The 18104-nt window shown below is 69.5% G+C and carries 20 protein-coding genes; 8 read left to right on the top strand and 12 right to left on the bottom strand.

Annotated features, from left to right (window positions below):
- Positions 1-2: 2 nt before the first annotated feature.
- The 5 genes from IPM43_07595 to dnaA all read right to left on the bottom strand — a co-directional run bounded on the left by IPM43_07595 (position 3) and on the right by dnaA (position 6393).
- Complete coding sequence (locus tag IPM43_07595) at positions 3-1961, bottom strand: type IIA DNA topoisomerase subunit B (protein QQS26191.1); 1959 nt, start codon at positions 1959-1961, stop codon at positions 3-5.
- A 223-nt stretch (positions 1962-2184) separates the two neighbouring features.
- Complete coding sequence (locus IPM43_07590; GenBank protein QQS26190.1) at positions 2185-2481, bottom strand: DUF721 domain-containing protein; 297 nt, start codon at positions 2479-2481, stop codon at positions 2185-2187.
- A complete protein-coding gene (locus tag IPM43_07585) occupies positions 2457-3596 on the bottom strand; it encodes a DNA replication/repair protein RecF (GenBank protein QQS26189.1) in 1140 nt (379 codons plus the stop codon). The genes IPM43_07590 and IPM43_07585 overlap by 25 nt, the downstream gene beginning before the upstream one ends.
- A gap of 25 nt (positions 3597-3621) precedes the next feature.
- Positions 3622-4716 (bottom strand): DNA polymerase III subunit beta, encoded by a 1095-nt coding sequence (gene dnaN / locus IPM43_07580; protein ID QQS26188.1) that lies wholly within the window; start codon positions 4714-4716, stop codon positions 3622-3624.
- Positions 4717-4974: 258 nt separating this feature from the next.
- Positions 4975-6393, bottom strand: a complete 1419-nt coding sequence (gene dnaA / locus IPM43_07575) for a chromosomal replication initiator protein DnaA (protein QQS26375.1) — start codon at positions 6391-6393, stop codon at positions 4975-4977.
- Positions 6394-6705: 312 nt separating this feature from the next.
- Between dnaA and rpmH the strand changes: the two genes are divergently transcribed.
- The 8 genes from rpmH (at position 6706) to IPM43_07535 (ending at position 12028) form a co-directional block, all read left to right on the top strand.
- A complete protein-coding gene (rpmH, locus tag IPM43_07570) occupies positions 6706-6840 on the top strand; it encodes a 50S ribosomal protein L34 (protein ID QQS26187.1) in 135 nt (44 codons plus the stop codon).
- Between the two features lie 48 nt (positions 6841-6888).
- Entirely contained in the window at positions 6889-7197 is a 309-nt protein-coding gene (locus IPM43_07565; GenBank protein ID QQS26186.1) for a ribonuclease P protein component, read from the top strand.
- Entirely contained in the window at positions 7197-7472 is a 276-nt protein-coding gene (yidD, locus tag IPM43_07560) for a membrane protein insertion efficiency factor YidD (GenBank protein QQS26185.1), read from the top strand. The genes IPM43_07565 and yidD overlap by 1 nt, the downstream gene beginning before the upstream one ends.
- Before the next feature lie 6 nt (positions 7473-7478).
- On the top strand, positions 7479-8519 hold the full coding sequence (yidC, locus tag IPM43_07555; protein ID QQS26184.1) for a membrane protein insertase YidC: 1041 nt from the start codon (positions 7479-7481) through the stop codon (positions 8517-8519).
- A gap of 46 nt (positions 8520-8565) precedes the next feature.
- Complete coding sequence (locus IPM43_07550) at positions 8566-9507, top strand: Jag N-terminal domain-containing protein (protein ID QQS26183.1); 942 nt, start codon at positions 8566-8568, stop codon at positions 9505-9507.
- Positions 9497-10051, top strand: a complete 555-nt coding sequence (locus IPM43_07545; GenBank protein ID QQS26182.1) for a class I SAM-dependent methyltransferase — start codon at positions 9497-9499, stop codon at positions 10049-10051. The genes IPM43_07550 and IPM43_07545 overlap by 11 nt, the downstream gene beginning before the upstream one ends.
- Positions 10052-10356: 305 nt before the next feature.
- On the top strand, positions 10357-11133 hold the full coding sequence (locus IPM43_07540; protein ID QQS26374.1) for a ParA family protein: 777 nt from the start codon (positions 10357-10359) through the stop codon (positions 11131-11133).
- The gene (locus IPM43_07535; GenBank protein QQS26181.1) at positions 11108-12028 is read left to right on the top strand and encodes a ParB/RepB/Spo0J family partition protein; all 921 of its coding nucleotides are present in this window, start codon (positions 11108-11110) and stop codon (positions 12026-12028) included. The genes IPM43_07540 and IPM43_07535 overlap by 26 nt, the downstream gene beginning before the upstream one ends.
- Positions 12029-12224: 196 nt before the next feature.
- Here IPM43_07535 and IPM43_07530 read toward each other — a convergent pair whose 3' ends face one another.
- The 7 genes from IPM43_07530 to IPM43_07500 all read right to left on the bottom strand — a co-directional run bounded on the left by IPM43_07530 (position 12225) and on the right by IPM43_07500 (position 18093).
- Complete coding sequence (locus tag IPM43_07530; GenBank protein ID QQS26180.1) at positions 12225-13103, bottom strand: peptidoglycan-binding protein; 879 nt, start codon at positions 13101-13103, stop codon at positions 12225-12227.
- A gap of 119 nt (positions 13104-13222) precedes the next feature.
- Entirely contained in the window at positions 13223-13561 is a 339-nt protein-coding gene (trxA, locus tag IPM43_07525) for a thioredoxin (GenBank protein QQS26179.1), read from the bottom strand.
- 51 nt (positions 13562-13612) lie between these two features.
- Positions 13613-14563, bottom strand: coding sequence for a thioredoxin-disulfide reductase (gene trxB, locus IPM43_07520; GenBank protein QQS26178.1), 951 nt, complete (start codon positions 14561-14563; stop codon positions 13613-13615).
- A gap of 37 nt (positions 14564-14600) precedes the next feature.
- Entirely contained in the window at positions 14601-14930 is a 330-nt protein-coding gene (locus IPM43_07515; protein QQS26177.1) for a hypothetical protein, read from the bottom strand.
- A gap of 29 nt (positions 14931-14959) precedes the next feature.
- Complete coding sequence (locus IPM43_07510; protein ID QQS26176.1) at positions 14960-15874, bottom strand: hypothetical protein; 915 nt, start codon at positions 15872-15874, stop codon at positions 14960-14962.
- Positions 15867-16454: a sigma-70 family RNA polymerase sigma factor gene (locus IPM43_07505; GenBank protein ID QQS26175.1), complete on the bottom strand. Its 588-nt coding sequence runs from the start codon at positions 16452-16454 to the stop codon at positions 15867-15869. Before IPM43_07505 ends, IPM43_07510 begins: the two co-directional genes overlap by 8 nt.
- A gap of 22 nt (positions 16455-16476) precedes the next feature.
- Positions 16477-18093, bottom strand: a complete 1617-nt coding sequence (locus IPM43_07500; GenBank protein ID QQS26174.1) for a serine/threonine protein kinase — start codon at positions 18091-18093, stop codon at positions 16477-16479.
- Between the last annotated feature and the right edge of the window lie 11 nt (positions 18094-18104).

Here is an 18104-nt window from a genome sequence, read left to right as displayed (position 1 = left end):
CTCTAGAAGTCGAGGTTCTTCACGTCGCGGGCGTTGGTGGTGATGAAGTTCTTGCGGCTCTCCACGTCGTCACCCATGAGCACGCTCGTCACCTCGTCGGCGAGGGCGGCCTCTTCGAGGGTGACCTGCAGCAGGGTGCGGGTGGAGCGGTCCATGGTGGTGGACTTCAGCTCTTCCCAGTCCATCTCGCCGAGGCCCTTCAGGCGGGCGAACTCCTTCTTGTGGTTCGGGCGCTCGGCCATGAACCTGGCCTTCGCGCCGTCGTCTTTCAGGTACACCTTCTCCTTGCCGATCTCGGTCGAGTAGAGCGGCGGCTGGGCGATGTACACGTAGCCGGCCTCGACCAGTTGGCGCATCTGGCGGAAGAAGAACGTGAGCAACAGGGTGCGGATGTGGCTGCCGTCGACGTCGGCGTCGCAGAGCGCGATCACCTTGTGGTAGCGGGCCCGGCCGGCGTCGAACTCCTCGCCCACCCCGCCGCCGATGGCGGTGATCAGCGCCTGGATCTCGTTGTTCTTCAGCATCTTGTCGAGCCGCGCCCGCTCGACGTTCAAGATCTTGCCGCGGATCGGCAGGATCGCCTGCGTGCGCGGGTCGCGGGCGTCGACGGCGGTGCCGCCCGCGGAGTCGCCCTCGACGATGAACAGCTCGCTCTCGTCGGGGTTGCCGCTGGAGCAGTCCTTCAGCTTGTCCGGCATGCCGGCACCGGACAGCGCCGTCTTGCGGCGCACCGCGTTGCGGGCGTTCTTCGCGGCGACCCGGGCCTGCGCGGCGGCGGCGGCCTTCTTGACCACCTTGTTCGCCTCGGTGGGGTTCTCCTCGAGCCATTCGACCAGGCGCTCGTTGGTGGCCTTCTGCACGAACGAGCGCATCGGCACGTTGCCGAGCTTGGCCTTGGTCTGGCCCTCGAACTGGGGGTCGCGCAGCTTGACCGCGACGATCGCGGTGATGCCTTCGCGGATGTCCTCGCCGAGGAGGTTGTCGTCTTTCTCCTTCAGCAGGTTCTTGGCCCGCGCGTACTTGTTGACCACCGACGTGAGGGCGGTCTTGAAGCCTTCGACGTGCATGCCACCCTCGGTGGTGGAGATGCCGTTCGCGTAGCCGTGGATGCCCTCGTGGTAGCCGGTGTTCCACTGCATCGCGATGTCGAGCTGCATGCCCTCGGCGGCCTCGTCGTCTTCGTAGCTGCACACCTTCGAAAAGAGCGGCTCCTTCGTGGCGTTCAGATGCTTCACGAAGTCGACGATGCCGCCCTTGTACTGGAAGGTCTGCGTCTGCTCACGCTCGGCGCGCTCGTCGGTGAACACGATCTCGAGACCCCGGTTCAAGAAGGCCATCGTCTGCAGGCGCTCGAGCACCGTGCGCGCGACGAACTCGGTGCCCTCGGCCATGAAGATCGTCGGATCGGGCCAGAACACGACGGTGGTGCCGGTGGCGCGTCCCCTCGCCGGGGTGGCGCCGACGTCTTCGAGCTTGCCCTGGGGCTTACCGCCCTTCGCGTACTCCTGGCGGAATCGCCGCCCGCCGCGGTCGATCTCGATCACGAACCGCTCGGACAACGCATTGACCACGCTGACGCCCACGCCGTGGAGCCCGCCGGACACCTTGTATCCCTCGCCGCCGAACTTGCCGCCGGCGTGGAGCACGGTGACGACGACCTCGGCCGCGCTCTTGCCCTTGTGCGGGCCGGTGGGATAGGGGTCGACCGGGATGCCCCGGCCGTTGTCGTCGACCCGGCAGCCGCCGTCGGCGAGCAGCGTGATCCCGATGCGGGTGCAGTACCCGGCCATCGCCTCGTCGACGGAGTTGTCGACGACCTCCCAGATGAGGTGGTGCAACCCGGCGAGGCCCGTGGATCCGATGTACATCCCCGGCCGCTTGCGCACCGGATCGAGGCCCTCGAGGACCTGGATGTCCTTCGCGCCGTAGTCGGCGGAGGGCTTGCGGTGATCAGTGGACACACACACCTCGATGGGCTGGTTTGGATCGCGACGGCAGAAGCTCGGCGGTGGGGGCACTGGGCGGCCGGACACGGAACGCCCCGGCCGCGACGGTGGGGGCGAACGCTCGGGACACAGCCACGGCAGCGAGAACCACGATGCCTGAATCCTACCAGCGGGGTGTGGCATCGCCCCGGGATCGCGGCCCTCGAGAGACGATCGGAACGCCGCCCCGGGCGCCGGCTCAGCGGCGCCGGACGCGTACGTCGAGCGAGTCCACCGCCAGGCCTCCCTCGCCGCGCAACCGGGCGATCAGGTCGTGCTCCATGAAGCGCAGCTGGGTGGCCCAACCCGGTTCGTCGACGTCGACCACCAGGCGTCCTTCGTCGAGCTTCACCGGGCGGGCGTGCCCCGCGATCTGGTCGCCGACCAGCTCGGCCCACCTGCCGAACACCGTCGCGGTGGTACGCCGGTCGCCGCCGCGCAACGAGCGCATCACGGCCTCGAGGCCCTCGGTCAGCGGTCGGAAGTCGTCGGCCAAGTGCCCATTCCAGCATCGTCGTCGGCGACCGCGCCACCCTCGACGTGCACCACCCGGTCCGGGTGGGCCGTCGCCGGCAACGCGCCGGCGGTGGTGATCACCACCTGGCAGCCCGGGAGGTGCCCGAGCAGCGCTGCCGCCCGATCGGGGTCGAGCTCGGACAAGACGTCGTCGAGCACGAGCAAGGGCGGCGTTCCGGTGCGCTCGGCCACCAGGCGGTGTGCCCCGAGGCGCAGCGCCAAGGCCAAGGAACGCTGCTCGCCCTGGCTGGCATGGGTCCGCCCGGGCAGACCGCCGAGCACCAGCTCGATGTCGTCGCGGTGGGGGCCGACGGTGGAGACCCCCCGCCGCAAGTCGTCGCCGCGGGCCGCCAGCAGTGCTGCGGCGAGGCCGCCCGGGCGCCACGGCGGGTCGTAGACCAGCTCCACCGCCACCGGCTTGCCGGCGAGCTGCGCGTAGGACTCGACCACGTGCGGCGTCATCCGCTCGACCAGGGCGGCGCGTGCGCGGCCGAGCTGCTCGCCGAGCTCGGCGAGCTTGGCATCCCACACGTCGAGGGTGATCTCGACGTCCTCGGCCAGGCTGCGCCCGGACCGCGCACCGGCGCCGGCCTGCTTCAGCAGCGTGTTCCGCTGGCGGAGCACCCGTTCCAGCTCGAGGCGCAAGGCGTCGTGCTTGGGAGCAAGCGCGACGAGCACGTCGTCGGCGAACCGGCGTCGTTCGCCCGGGCCGCCCTTCACCAGCGCGAGGTCGTCGGGGCTGAACACGGTCACCCTGACCACGCCGAGCAGTTCCCTCGCGCGGCCGAGCCGCTGCCTGTTGACCAGCACCCGGCTGCGCCCCGACCGGGCGATCTCCGCCTCGACGAGCAGCTCGCGTCCGTCGTCGTGGCGCACCGTGGCCCTGACGATCGCCTGCTCGGCGCCGACGCGCACCAGGGCGTCGGGGTTCACGCCGCGAAAGCTCTCCAGCGTGGCCAGGTAGGCGAGTGCCTCGGCGAGGTTGGTCTTGCCCTGGCCGTTGCGTCCGACGACCGCCGTAGTGCCCTTGGCCAGGGCGAATCTCGCCGACGCGTAGTTGCGGAAGTCGACGAGCTCTAGCTGTTCGACGATCACCAGGACATCGCGCGCTGTCGCTGCCCTACGGGACGCGCACCGGCATCAGCAGGTACAAGAAGTCGGGTCGTCCCGCGCCACGCACGACGGCGGGCTTCAACGCGTCGAGCGTCTCGAGCGTCACCTCGTCGGCGCCAGCGGCCTCGACGCCGGCGGCGAGGTAGTCGGGATTGAACGCCACGGTCAGCTCGCTGCCTTCGAGATGGGCGTCGATCTCTTCGCTCGCGTTGCCGACGTCGGCGGCCACCGCGCTCAGCCGTACGCCGTCGGAGGAGAGCTGCAGGCGCAGCGGCGTGGCGTCGCGGGCGAGGATCTTGACCCGGCGGATGGCCTCCATCAGGTCGTCGCGGCCGACGGTGAGCTTGTTCGGGTACGTCTGCGGGATGAGCTGGCGGTAGTTCGGGAACTCGCCCTCGATGAGACGGGTGGTGAGACGGGTGGCGCCGACCTCGAAGGTGGCATCGCGCTCGCCGAGGCGCAAGGTGAGCTCACCGTCGTGGCCGAGCAGCCGCTGCAGCTCGGCGAGGGCCCGCGACGGCACCAGCACCTTCTGCCCTTCGGCCAGCACGTGTTCGCCGGGAAGATCGCGCACGGCGAGGCGGTAGCTGTCGGTGGCGACCAGGCGCAAGCCGTCCGACTCGGCGGCGAGAAGGACGCCGGTCAGGATCGGGCGGGCCTCGTCGGTGCTCGCCGCGCGCACCACCTGTCCGAGCGCCACGCCGAGGTCGGCCGCGGACAGCGTGACCGCGTTGTCGGCCGGCGTGGTGAGGCGCGGGTAGTCGTCGGCGGTGAACGGACGGACGCTGAACTGCGAACGGCCACCGCTGATCGACACGTCGTCTTGATCGGAGGACACCTCGACCGAGCCCACCGGCAGGCTGCGCACGATGTCGCTGACCAGCCTCGCGGGTAGGACCGCGACACCGTCGGACTCTCCCCCGACGGTGACCTCGAGCCGGATCGTCAGGTCGAGGTCGGTGCCGGTGACGCTCAGTTGGTCGTCATTGAGCTCGAGACGCACTCCGGAGAGCACGGGGAGCGTCCCGGTGCGCCCCGTAGCTGCCCGGGCGGCGGTGCCGAGCGCTTCCGCGAGCACATCTCGTTCACAACGAAACTTCACAGCGACGCCTTTCCCCAACGAATGATGTGCGAAGAGATAGTGGAAGTAATAGGTGCTGTGGATTGTGGACAGCACCTCGATTGCCCAGCGTAGAGGGGACAGGACCCCGCGCGGTGTTGTCCCCAGTCGACACAGGGGCACCGCCCCGACGAGGTGACGCGGTGGACAACGAGGAGTACTCCACCGCGCGGGGGCGCTTCTCCACAACCCCGTCCACACCGTCGACGACGGAACGTGTGCTCGGCCCGGACATCTGCTCTAGCCCACCTTCAGGCCGGTGATCAGGTCGGTCACCTGGTCGTAGATCTGCTTGCGTTCCTTCATCAGGCGCTGGATCTTGTCGACCGCGTGGATGACGGTGGTGTGGTCGCGCCCGCCGAAGAGCCGCGCGATCGCCGGGTACGACAAGTCGGTGAGCTCGCGGAACGCGTACATCGCGATCTGGCGAGCGGTGACGAGGGGCCGTTGGCGGCTCTTCCCCCGCAACGCATCGACGGGGAAGCCGAGCTTGGTGGCCATCTCCGCGAGCAACTCCTCGTCGGTGCGCACCTTGGGCTTGGTGTCCGACAGCAGGTCCGACAGCAGTTGCTCCGCAAGGGGCACGTTGACGAGGACGCGGTTGAGGCTGGAGTAGGCACTGACCCGGATCAGCGCCCCTTCGAGCTCGCGGATGTTCGAGGTGATGTGGGTGGCGATGAACTCGAGCACCTCGGGACCCATCGGCGTCGGCTCTCGCTCGGCCTTGTTGCGCAAGATGGCGAGGCGAGTCTCGAGGTCGGGCGGCTGGATGTCGGTGATCAAGCCCCACTTGAACCGCCCGCGGAGGCGTTCTTCCAGCGTGGGCATCGCGTCGGGCACCCGGTCGGAGGAGATCACGATCTGCTTGTTCGCGCCGTGGAGGGAGTTGAAGGTGTGGAAGAACTCGCCCTGCAAGCCCTCCTTGCCCTCCATGAACTGGATGTCGTCGATCAAGAGCACGTCGATCTCGCGGTAGCGACGCTTGAAGCTGGCGATCGTGTCGTCGCGGATGCCGTTCACGTACTCGTTCATGAACGCTTCCGTCGTGACGTAACGCACCTGGTAGTGGGCGTAGTTCTGGCGCACGTAGTGGCCGATCGCGTGCAGCAGGTGCGTCTTGCCGAGCCCGGCCGAGCCGTAGATGAAGAGCGGGTTGTACGAGCGTGCCGGGGTCTCGGCGACGCGCTGGGCCGCAGCCAGCGCGAACTGGTTGGACGAGCCCTTCACGAAGGTCTCGAACGTGTAGCGGGGGTTCAATCCCGCGTGGTGGCTCGCGAGGCTGTGGCGCTGGGCCTCCTCGGTGGCGTCGGACGAGTCGACCGCCGCGCGCGAAGCTTGCTCTCCCGTACCGACGACCGGGTCGCCATCGCGGGCATGGTCGAGATGTTCGGTCGGGGCCCCTTGAGGTCCGTCGGACGCGACGTCGAACGCGCTGCGCACCTCGACCTGCAGCTCCCTGCCGGAGGCACCGATCTCGTCGAGCGCGTCGCGAACGAGGGGCAGGTAGCGAGAAAGGATCTTGTCGCGCACGGTCGAGCTCGGCACCGCGATGCGCAGCTCGCCGTCGTCGCTCGCGACCGGACGGGCGTCTTGGAAGGTGGAGAACCACACGGCCTCGGAGACCTGGGCCCGGAGCAGCTGGCAGGCTGCCGTCCACATCGGCTCGACGTCGCTCACCAGCACCTCCTCCGTGGCGTCAACTGAGCGTCCACAACGATGTCCACAAGGTGTGGACAGCCGAATCGGTCCGTCTCCGACCCAGGGAGCGTGCGCACGGTAGCACCTCCGCAGCGGTGCGCGAACCCGAGCGCGTCGGGCGAGTTGCCGTGACCGCTCCCGCGCCTTAGCCTGGGTCGATGGCCCGGACGCGCGAGCGGCGGGGCCGCGGTGTGTAAGGCTCGCGCCGCTCATAGGTCGTGACGTCTCGCCCACCCACGCTCGGGCGATCGTCTGGTTCCCCAGGAGGTCGGCGTGAAGCGCACGTACCAGCCCAACAACTTGCGCCGTGCCAAGAAGCATGGCTTCCGTCACCGGATGAGCACCAGCGCCGGACGGGCGGTGCTGAAGAACCGCCGGCTGAAGGGCCGCAAGCGGCTCTCGGCTTGATCGAACCCCTTGATCGAACCACTCCGTGGACGGCACAGCTTCGAGCGCTTGCAGCACGAGGGAACACGTGTTCGCTCCGGGCTGCTCTCGGTGACGATGCTGCCCGCTGCCGCTGAGGGCGCGCGCTCACGCCAGGTCGCATACGCGATCGGTAGGCACGTCGGCAATGCCGTCGTGCGCAATCGGCTCCGCCGCCAACTGCGTGCGCTCATGCGCGCCCGGGCCGAGGCCCTCGCCCCCGGCGCCTATCTGGTCGCTTGCTCCCCGAGAGCCAGAGGGTCTTCGTCGACGGAGCTCGCCCGAGACCTCGATCGGGCGATGGCCAAGTTGTCCCTCACCTCGACGGCTGGCCGGTGATGCGCGCCCTTCTGCTGCGCGCCATCGCGTGGTACCAGCGCGCCATGGAGGGCAGGCCCTCACCGTGCCGGTTCACGCCGTCGTGCTCGCAGTACGCGGCTGAGGCGATCGAGGTGCACGGCGCGGCGAGGGGTTCGTGGCTGGCCACCCGCAGGTTGGCCCGCTGCCGGCCGTTCGGGCGCAGCGGGTGGGACCCCGTACCCGAGCGGCGTGCCCCGATCGACGAGGCCCCCTCGAGGGCCGCCACCGCCGTGAACCACCAGGTAGAAGGATGATCTGACGTGTTCCAAGCCGCCGCCTGGCTGATCAGCCAGTTCTACGAGTTGACCAACAACTATGCCGTCGCGATCGCCCTGGTGGCGGTGGTGATCATGGTGCTGCTCACCCCGCTCACGCTGAAGAGCACCAAGGGCATGCTCGAGATGCAGCGTCTGCAACCCGAGATGCGCCGGCTGCAGACGCAGTACCGAGGCGACCGCCAAAAGCTCAACGAAGAGATGATGAAGCTCTACCAGGAGCACAAGGTGAACCCCTTGGCTTCCTGCCTGCCGCTGCTCGCGCAGATGCCGATCTTCATCGTCATGTTCCGGGTCATCCACGGCCTGACGACGCTGAACGCCGACGGGACCCGCTTCGACCCGCGCTACATCTCCAAGTCGTCCAGCCTCTACCGCGACCTGGTCAGCGCCGATCCGCCGGAGATGCTGGCATTCGGGCTCGACCTCGCTCGCCGGCCCTTCGAGGTGATGCGCGACGACCCCTTCCCCCAAGGGGTCATCTACGGCCTGCTCGTCGTGTTGCTGGCTGCGCTGTACTTCGTGCAGCAGCGGATGATCGCCTCACGCACCACCTCGGCGACGATGTCTCCGGCGCAGCAGAAGCTGATGCAGTACCTGCCGGTGTTCTTCGCCGTGTTCCAGCTGTTCTTCCCGGTCGGTCTCGTCATCTACTACGTGTCCCAGACCGTGGTGCGCATCCTGCAGCAGGCCTACATCACGAGGCGCTTCTACCACGGCGACCATTCCCTCGGCCGCCAGGCCCAGGCGGCGAGCGCCCACGCGCGCGAGCTGGCCAAGAAGGACGGCGGCGGGGGCGGGCTGCTCGGCCAGATGAAGCAAGATCCTGCGGCGCCGAAGTCCGACAAGGCCGATCGACGCCAACCGAACGCTCCGGCCACGGGCAGCGCCCCGGCGGCGTCGAAGCGCACGACGCCTCCGAAGAACCGTCCTACCCCGGCCAAGAACCGCCCCACCCCGCCGTCGCGCCCGGGGACCGGATCGAGCCGGGCCCATCCGAGCCCCCCCGGCAAGAAGCAGAAGTAGTCGCCGGTACCGGCACGAGCGAAAGCAGACGAAGAACATGCAGTGGGTGGAGACGACCGCACGCACGGTGGAGGAAGCAAAGGCGCTGGCCCTCGACCAGCTGGGTGTCGCCGAGGACGAGGCCGAGTTCGAGATCCTCGACGAACCGCGCCCGGGGCTGTTCGGCCGGGTGCGTGGTGAGGCGCGAGTTCGCGCCCGCGTGCGCCCGACCCAGCCTCGTCAGAAGGAACGCCGTGCGCCCCGGCGCCGTGGTGGCCGAGACGCCGAAACTGGAGAGGGTGCAGACGCTGCGGTGACCGCCGCGGCCGCCCGGTCCGGCGATGACGAGGCACCCGAGGCCCGCGAGCCCAAGCCCCGCAAGGCGGCCCCGAAGAAGGCCGGCCGAAGCGCACCAGCGCGAGAGGCTGAGCCTGCGTCGGATGTCGAAGACGCCAAACCGAAGAGCCCCCGGGGTGCACGCCGCCCCGGCGAGCGCAAGGACAAGGAGCCCACAGTGAGCGAACCTGGCGCCAGCGCGGACGCGCCGAGCCGAGACGAGGTAGCCGCGGAGGCGGAGCGGTTCCTGGCCGGGCTGGTCACCGCGTTCGGGCTGGAGTGCAGTGTCACCCGCTCCGTCGACGGCGACGAGATCGAGATCGACGTCGACGGCGACGACCTCGGCCTGCTGATCGGGCCGAGGGGTTCCACCCTGCTCGCCATCCAAGACGTCGCGCGGGTCGCCAGCCAACGGCGGCTCGGCGATCACGAGACCCGCCTGCGCATCGACGTCGCCGGCTACCGCGCGAAGCGCCGCGAGGCGCTCACCCGCTTCGCCAACGAGCAGGCCGACGAGGTGATCGCCACCGGTACCACCCGCGTGCTCGAGGCGATGCCCTCGGCCGATCGCAAGGTGGTCCACGACGCACTCGCCGAGCGGGAGGGGATCCTCACCCTGTCCGAGGGCGAGGATCCCAACCGGCGGGTGGTCATCTCCCGCCGTGACGCCTGACCCTGACGCGCTGTTGATCGAGGTGCTGGGCGAAGCCCAGCGCGTCGGAATGCTGGGTGGGAGGCCGATCCCGGCGATGATCGATCACGCGTCGGCGTTCGTCGACGCCTTGCCCGCCGGCGAGTTGGAGGTGGTCGACCTCGGCTCGGGAGGTGGTCTGCCCGGCCTGGTCGTGGCCGCGCACCGTCTGGACGTGCGCCTGACGATGGTCGACCGCCGGGCGAAGCGGACCGACTTCTGTCGCCGCGCGGTGTCGCGCCTCGGCCTCCAGGATCGGGTCACGGTGGTCACCGACGACATCGCTCGCCTAGTCGCCGACCCCACCTGGCAGTCCCGCTTCGACGCCGCGATCTGCCGCGGCCTCGGCCCTCCGGCAACCACCGCCCGCTTGGCGTCTGCCCTGGTGAGAGCGGGCGGACTGGTGGTCGTCAGTGAACCTCCGCCTGGCTCCCCCGCCCGCTGGGACCCCGCCGAGCTGGACGCCGCAGGCCTGCGCGGTCCGGGCGCCGCGAACGAACGGGTCGCCGTCTTCGTCCGCGTCTAGTGGCCTCCGCCGATGTTCCACGTGGAACATCGCCCGACCGCGAATCACGATCGAAGAGCCCACATGTTCCACGTGGAACATCGATTCGGCGGTGGATCACAGTCCCGGCCGAGCCGAGCCGGTACGATGCGGCCGAGCGTCCGACCGTTCCGTGCGTCGGTCCCGAAGCGCCGCAGGAGGCACCCTCGGAGATGTCGTCGTCCTACGCGCCTATCGACGATTCGCAACCAGGCGGTGCTCATCCCCCGCCGGGGCCCGGCGAGACCGCCGAGCCCGTCGACCAAGACTCCCTGCCTGCTCGCCCGCTGCCGCGGGTGATCGCGGTGGCGAACCAAAAAGGTGGGGTCGGCAAGACGACCACAGCGGTCAACCTCGGAGCCTGCTTGGCCGAGCTCGGCTACCGAACCCTCATCGTCGACCTCGATCCGCAGGGCAACGCGTCGACCGGAGTGGGGATCGAGACACGCGGCATCGAGACGTCGATGTACCACGTGATCATGCACGACGCCCCGCTGGAGAACTGCATCGAGCCCGCTTCGGTGAAGAACCTCTTCGTCGCCCCGGCCAGCTTGGATCTCGCCGGCGCCGAGATCGAGCTCGTTCCTGCGTTCAGTCGGGAGACCCGGCTGAAGCGGGCACTCGACAGCGTGCTCGACGACTACGACTTCGTGCTGATCGACTGCCCGCCCTCGCTTGGGCTGCTGACGGTCAACGGTCTCGGTGCCGCCCGAGAGGTGCTGGTGCCCATCCAGTGTGAGTACTACGCGCTGGAGGGCCTCGGCCAGCTGCTGCGCAACGTCGATCTGGTGCGGCGCAACCTCAACCCCGATCTCGAGGTGTCGACGATCGTGTGCGTGATGTACGACGCCCGGACCAAGCTCTCCGACCAGGTGGTGAGTGAGGTGCGCGAGCACTTTGGGGACAAGGTGTGCAAGACGGTGATCCCGCGCAACATCAGGTTGTCTGAGGCGCCGTCACACGGGGAGCCGATCATCGTGTACGACCCGATGTCTCGGGGTGCAGTGGCCTATCGACAGGTTGCCAAGGAGGTCAGCCGTGGTGCGGCGCGCCGGACTGGGTAAGGGGCTCGGGGCCCTCATCCCGAGCGATATCGCGGGCGCGAGCGGCGTCACCCAGCTCATCGACATCCCGGTGGGGGAGATCGAGCCGAACCCGAACCAACCCCGAGTGCACTTCGACGAGGCGTCGCTAGAGGAACTCGCCGCGTCGATCCGTGAGCTCGGAGTCCTCCAGCCGGTGCTCGTGCGTGCGGTAGACACCGAGCGCTACCAGCTGATCGCCGGGGAGCGTCGATGGCGAGCGGCGCGCCGTGCTGGCCTGGCGACCGTTCCGGCCTTGCTGCGTGAGTCAGACGATCTGACCTCGGTGGAACAGGCGCTCGTCGAGAACCTGCACCGCCAAGACCTCGGCCCGCTCGAGGAGGCCGCCGCCTACCAGCAGCTGCTCGAGGACTTCGAGCTGACCCACGAGCAGGTGGCCACGCGCGTCGGCAAGAGCCGCAGCTCGGTGACGAACTCGTTGCGTCTGCTGTCCCTACCGGCGGTGATCCAGCACCTGCTCGCGGACGGGCGGCTCAGCGCCGGCCACGCGAAGGCGTTGCTCGCCACTCCCGACCGGGCGTTCCAGGAGCATCTCGCGCGGAAGGCCTCCGCGGAGGGTTGGTCGGTGCGCGCCGTCGAAGACGCCATCCGAGCTCGCGGCGGCGAAGCCGAAGCCACCGATGAGGGCCAGGCCGGCGCGGCCGACTCCGGTGCGGGGCGGGAGCGATCGCGCGCTCAGCCGCTGCGGCCACCGGGTTTACTCGAGCTGGAAGAGCTGCTCGCCGAGCACCTGGCGACGAAGGTGTCCGTGACGATGGCCGGCCGGCGTGGCCGGGTGCAGATCGAGTTTGCCGATCTCGAGGACCTGGAGCGCATCTACCGGATGATGACCGAGCCGCCCCTCGACGCGGCCTGATCTCGAGACTCGCCCAGCTCGCCCACAACGCCGCTCACCGTGCCGGGGACGGCTCAAGTTCGGGTATCGGTGCAGGTCAGAGCGGGTTTCTTGCCCGATCCTCTCTACCTCCAGATGAGGTTCCTCACAGTGTGGGGACAAAGATGTGGACAAACCATCGACGTCTACTCGCCCTCGACTCTTCAGCGAGGAGAGTTCAGCGCCCCGACGCCTTGGGGGGTTCGGGCACCAGCGCCTGAGCGGCGGCGCCCGTCCACGCGATCACTGCGTCGAGCAGCGCCGCCCCGATCTCGGGGGTGTGGTCGAGGACGTGGCGTACAGGTCCGAGAGCGCAGAGCACCGCCGGCATGCGGGTCTCCCGCAGCACAGGAAGGCGCATGCCGATCACCTCAGCCGGTGAGGCCAGATCGACATTGACGAACGCACGTTCGATCTGACGAGCGAGAAGGCGCCCGCCGATGGACGAGAACGAGGGGATGGCGAAGTACGAGATCGTGCAGATCGGCTCGGCGTGAGGTTCCACCCCGAGGTAGACGTCGGCGCCGAACAGGTTGGCCATCGCCGCGTGCGTGTGCGGATCGGGTTCGTCGGCGAGGACCACGTGGGCTCCTCGCGACCGCAGCTGCTTGGCCAGGCCGCGGCTGAGCGAACCGAGACCACCGAGCTGGCCGAGCACGACACGCAGGTCGGTCAGGCCACTGCGCGGCACGCGCAGTGCCTCGACCTCGCGGATCGTCGGCAACCCGGGGCCGCTGCCGGACTGGCGGGCCAGACCGTGCAGCAACGCCACCGTCCGGCGCCCGCAGACCCCGTCGGGTTCCAGCCCGCAGTTGGTCTGCAACTCGCGCAACGCGCGCTCGGTTCGCCGGCCGAAGATCCCGTCCGGTCGACCGCAATCGAATCCGAGACGGCCGAGGAGCAGCTGCAGTTCGACCACGTCGTCGCCGCGCGTGTTCGGCGAATGCAGGTGCAACAAGCGGTCACCGAGGCGCCAACCGGCCTCGACGAGGGTCGACCAGGTGTGCTCGTCGCAGGTGCCTGTCGAATGCAGGCCTCTCGCCGCCTGGAAGGACACGACCGCGTCGCGGGTGCGCGCGCAGTACCGGCCTGCTTCGGCGCCGAGAGCCGGCAGGTAGCCCGCCGCAGCGAGGCGACGTTGAAGATCACGTACCGCCTCGCCGCTGTGGCCAGGCGTCAGCGGGAAGATGGCAGGAACTCCTCAAGCTCCTGCAACAGCTGTCCCTTGCCCTTGGCACCGACGAGGCGCTTGCGCATCTCACCACCGTGGAAGACGAGCAGCGTCGGGATGCTCATCACGTTGTAGCGCATCGCGATCTCGCCGTGATCGTCGACGTTCAGCTTGGCGACGCGCAGCTTGCCCTCGTGCTCCTGCGCGATCTCGGCCAGGATCGGGGCGATCATCTTGCAGGGGCCGCACCATTCAGCCCAGAAGTCGACGATGACGGGTAGATCAGATGAGTTGACCGTCTCGTCGAAGGTGGTTGCGGTGAGCGCCGCGATTCCGTCGGCCATGTTTCTGGGGTCCTTTCGGGCGGGACATTGAGACTACCGGGGTGGCTCGATTCAGCCGTGGCGTGACTCGAGCCAGCGCTCGGCGTCGATCGCGGCCATGCACCCGGAACCGGCGGCCGTGATCGCCTGGCGGTACACGTGGTCCCTCACGTCGCCACAGGCGAAGACGCCGGGGATGTTCGTGTACGTGGAGTCGGGCCGGGTGATCAGGTAGCCCGAGTCCTCCATGTCGAGGACGCCCTTGAAGACGTCGGTGTTGGGGCGGTGGCCGATCGCGATGAACAGCCCGGCCACGGCCAGCGTCTGCGACGCTCCGGACACGGTGTCGCGCAGGTGCAGGCCCTCGAGCTGGTCGGTGCCGATCAGGTCGGTGACGACGGTGTTCCAGCGCATCACGATCTTCGGATTGGTGAAGGCGCGGTCCTGCATGATCTTCGACGCCCGCAGCTCGTCACGGCGGTGGATGAGCGTGACCTTGTCGGCGAACTTGGTGAGGAACAGCGCCTCTTCGATGGCGGAGTCACCACCGCCGACGACGGCGATCTCCTTGCCGCGGAAGAAAAAGCCGTCACAAGTGGCACACGTCGACAACCCGTGGCCGATCAGGCGTTGTTCGGCCTCGAGGCCGAGCATGAGGCTCTGCGCGCCGGCGGCGACGATGACCGCGTCGGCGGGGTACACCTCGTCACGCACGTGCACCCGCAGCGGTTGGCCCGTGAAGTCGACCTTGGTCGCCTTGGCGGTGAGGAACTCGGCGCCAAAGCGCGCCGCCTGCTCCTTGAACCGGCTCATCAGCTCCGGGCCGAGGATGCCCTCTGGAAACCCGGGGAAGTTCTCCACCTCCGTGGTCAGCATCAGCTGCCCGCCGGGCTGGTCAGAGGTGCTCGAAGGCTCACCTTCGATCACGAGCGGCGCGAGGTTGGCCCGGGCGGCGTAGATGGCGGCGGTGAGCCCAGCCGGACCGGAGCCGATGATGACGAGTCGGCGATGGTGATCGCTCACGTGGATCTCCGTTTCGTCCGCGGCATCTCCGCGGTGTTCAGACGGTCGCCGAAGGAGTGTGGCGCTTGGTCATGCAGATCGCACCCGCCAGGGTCAAGATCCCGCCCACGATCAGGTACGACAGCCACACCGCGGTGTCGTGGTCGAACGGCCATTCGAGCGCGGCCTGCAGCCCTCGGGTCAACGCGACCAGCAACAACACGATGGCGGGGAGCCCCACGATCGCGCCGAGGAGACCGAACACCACGGCTCTGGCGGCGACGACGATGTGCGAGGTCGTGCGATCACGGACCGTGGTCACCAGTCGCTCGACGGTGTCGGCGGTGCTCTTGGCCCAGTGCGGATCGGAGAGCGGGTTCCCGGCCATGGCGCGAGAGGCTAGCGAAATGAGACGGCCTATGGAGCCGTCGACGCCACCACTGCGCAGCCTTCGACCGCGTAGGCGTAGACCTCACCGGTCACGTCGTCACGAAGGATGGTCACGTCGATGCCCGCGTACTCCGCCGCCTGCGCGAGGAGCTCGTCGGGACCGGCATCGGCGCAGGGAACGCTCGCCGCCACCGTGTCGTCGATCTCGGTCGGAACCGCCCAGGCCGCGAACCAGGCGAGCTCGATCTCGTCGGCGAGCTGCACCGGCTCACCGGCTGGCGGCATCGGGAACGGCTCGCTGAAGGTGCCATCGGTGGCAGCTGGGGCCGCGGTCGCCGACGGGTCGAAGTCACCCGGCGCGTCTTCGTCGGCACCGTCGGCGGCCCGATCGGAGTCGCTCGCGGCGTCGGCCGTCGCTGCAGTGGTGTCGTCTGCGCCGCCGACGGCCTGGTCGCCCGAGGCGAGCGAGGGCGTGCCGAAGACCTCTGCCGTGGCCAACTCGTCTTCGGTCGCGGCGGTCGTTGCGTTGCCGGCCACCTTCGACGCGGAGTCGTCGGAGCTCTGTTGGCCGAGCATGCCGGCGACTCCGACGGTGAGCAGCCCCGCGGCGGCGATCGCTCCCGCCCACGCGAGGCGACGGCGCCAGCGGAGCGCACCGAGGGGGATCAGCGGCGCGTGATGCTCGGCGGGTGCCGGGGCGAGGCGTTGGGGGGCGGCCACCTCGGCGTCGAACACGTCGAGTGCCGCCCGTACCACCTGCTCGGCGACGGCGGGCTGCATGGCGGGGACCTCGGCCAGCTCCCTGCGCAGGGCCCGCAGCACCGCGACCTCGGCCGTGAGGCCGGGGTCGGCGGCGACGAGCGCGGCCAGCTCTGTGGGCAGGTCGGAATCGACGGCCCGGCTGACGAGCTGCTCAGCGGAGGGGAGAGGGGCGTCAGTCATGATCGTCGGTTGGACGCAGCTGGCCTGCTGTCTGGTTCCCGAGGGCATCGGCGAGCTGGGCGCGGCCGCGGGCGATGCGTGAACGAACCGTGCCCGGGGGCACGCCGAGGATCTCGGCGATCTCGGCGTAGTCCAGGTCGGCGACGTCTCGCAGCACCACCGCTACGCGGTACTCCTCGCGCAGGGCGCCGAGCGCGGGTACCAGCCTGTCGCGATCGTCGAACGCGTCTGCGTCCGCTTCGGCGCCGGGATCTGCCGGCTCGGTGCGCCCACTCGACCAGTCGGCGGGGTCGCGAACGAGCTGGGGCCGGCGCTGCCGGCGGCGGAGCTCATCGAGCGCGGCGTTCGTCGCCACGCGGTACACCCAGGTGCCGAACGCCGAACGGCCGTCGAAGCGCGGCAGCCCGCGGACGATGGCGATGAGGGCTTCTTGGGTGGCGTCGGCGGCGTCGGCCTCGTTGCCGAGCAAACGCCGGCACACGGCGTGCACACGGGGGAGGTGCCGCCGCAGAAGCTCGTCTGCGGCGCCTCGGTCGCCAGCACACGCCGCGGATACGAGGTGCGCGTCGTCTGCTGGCATGGCGATGGAGCGAGCGTAATCCCTACGGCGCAGGGGTCACCTGGATGCCCGAGATGCGTCCGCGGTAGGGGTGGTCTTCGCTGCAGCCTTCGTCGGGGCCGAGCTCACGCAGCAGTGCCAGCACGTAGCGCACCGGCCCCGCCGAGGTGGCGAGCAGCTGGCCGGGCTCGGTCGAGTAGTCGGTGGCCAGCTCTGCTCCCCACCCTTCGATCGAGTCGGGGATCGCGTCGGAGGCGGTGTGGATCTGCAGGCTCCACGGTGCACTCGTGACGTCGACGGCGATCTGGGCCACGGTCGGCTCGCTGAGCTCGAGCACCACGCCCACCCCACCTTTGGCGCCGAGGTACTGCGACTCGTAGCAAAGCGTCGACCAGCCGGTGGAGGAGTCGCCGTCGAGGACGCGCTGCACCTGTTCGTCGTTCTCCTCGCCGTCGCCGTCGGGATCGAACGCGGTGGCGCCGATCACCGTCAGGCCGACGGGCGCCGGCCCCGCAGCAGAGGAGTCGCCGGCCACGCTGTCACCGGTCGTCGCGCCGGGACCTCCCGGGATGGTGGTGGCGGCGGGATCGCCGCTGTCCCTCGCGATGGACGCCCAGAGGAGCAGCCCGGCGACGAGCGCGGCGAGCATCAGCCCGCCGACCACGTACAACGACGGACCCCAGCGTTGCTGCAGGCCACGCGCGGGCACACCGCGGCGGGTGTCACCCGAGGGCGGTGTCGAGTCGCGCGCCGGCCTGCGCGCCGCGGCCGCGGCGGGTGTGGCCTGACTGTCCGCGGTGGCGCTCCCCGGCGGACGGATGAACCGCGTCGGGGTGCGGGTGCCCGTCGGCGTGGCCGCGTCGTTCGCACCCTCGCCTGGCGGGGGCGGCCCGACCGAACGATCGAGACCTCGCTGGAGCGCGGCCTTCACCTCGGCGCCGGTCGCGTAGCGGTCGGCAGGCTCACGCGCGAGAAGCCGGTGGACCACCTCGGTCAACCCACGCGGCAGCGTCGGGCGCAGTCGCGTCAGGTCGGTCGGGTCGCGCTGCAGCCTCGAAAGGGCGGTGTCGGCGTCGCTCTCGCCGAGAAACGGCACACGCCCGGCGAGGCACTCGTACATCACGAGACCGAGCGAGTACAGATCGGCCCGGCCGTCCAAGCGCCGCCCGCGCACCTGCTCGGGCGAGAGGTACTTCGCGGTTCCCATCATGACGTTCTCGCTGGTGAGATCGCCGTCGCTGGTGTCGAGCGCCTTCGCGATGCCGAAGTCGGTGAGCAGCACCAGCCCGTCGGGCGTGACGAGCACGTTTGCCGGCTTCACGTCGCGGTGCACGAGCCCGGCCTGGTGGGCGGCGTCGAGCGCGGCCGCGACCGCGCACCCGATGTGCACCGTGAGCTCTGGTGACAGCCGGCGCTGCTCGTCGAGCAACTGGCGCAGTGATTTGCCGCGGACGAACTGCATCACCACGGCCTGGCGGCCGGCGTCTTCCACCGCGTCGTAGACGGCGACGATGTTCGGGTGGGTCAGGCTGGCGACGGCAACCGCTTCACGGCGGAAGCGCTCGGCGACGACAGGGTCGGCCGCGAGCGCAGGCTTCAAGATCTTCACCGCCACCTGCCGCGCGAGGGCGGTGTCGGTGGCCAGCCACACCTCGGCCATGCCGCCGGACG

Source organism: Actinomycetota bacterium (assembly GCA_016700055.1).
GTDB lineage: Bacteria > Actinomycetota > Acidimicrobiia > Acidimicrobiales > Ilumatobacteraceae > Kalu-18.
The sequence above is the reverse complement of the archived record's forward strand: the minus strand, read 5'-3'. Positions and strand labels throughout refer to the sequence as shown.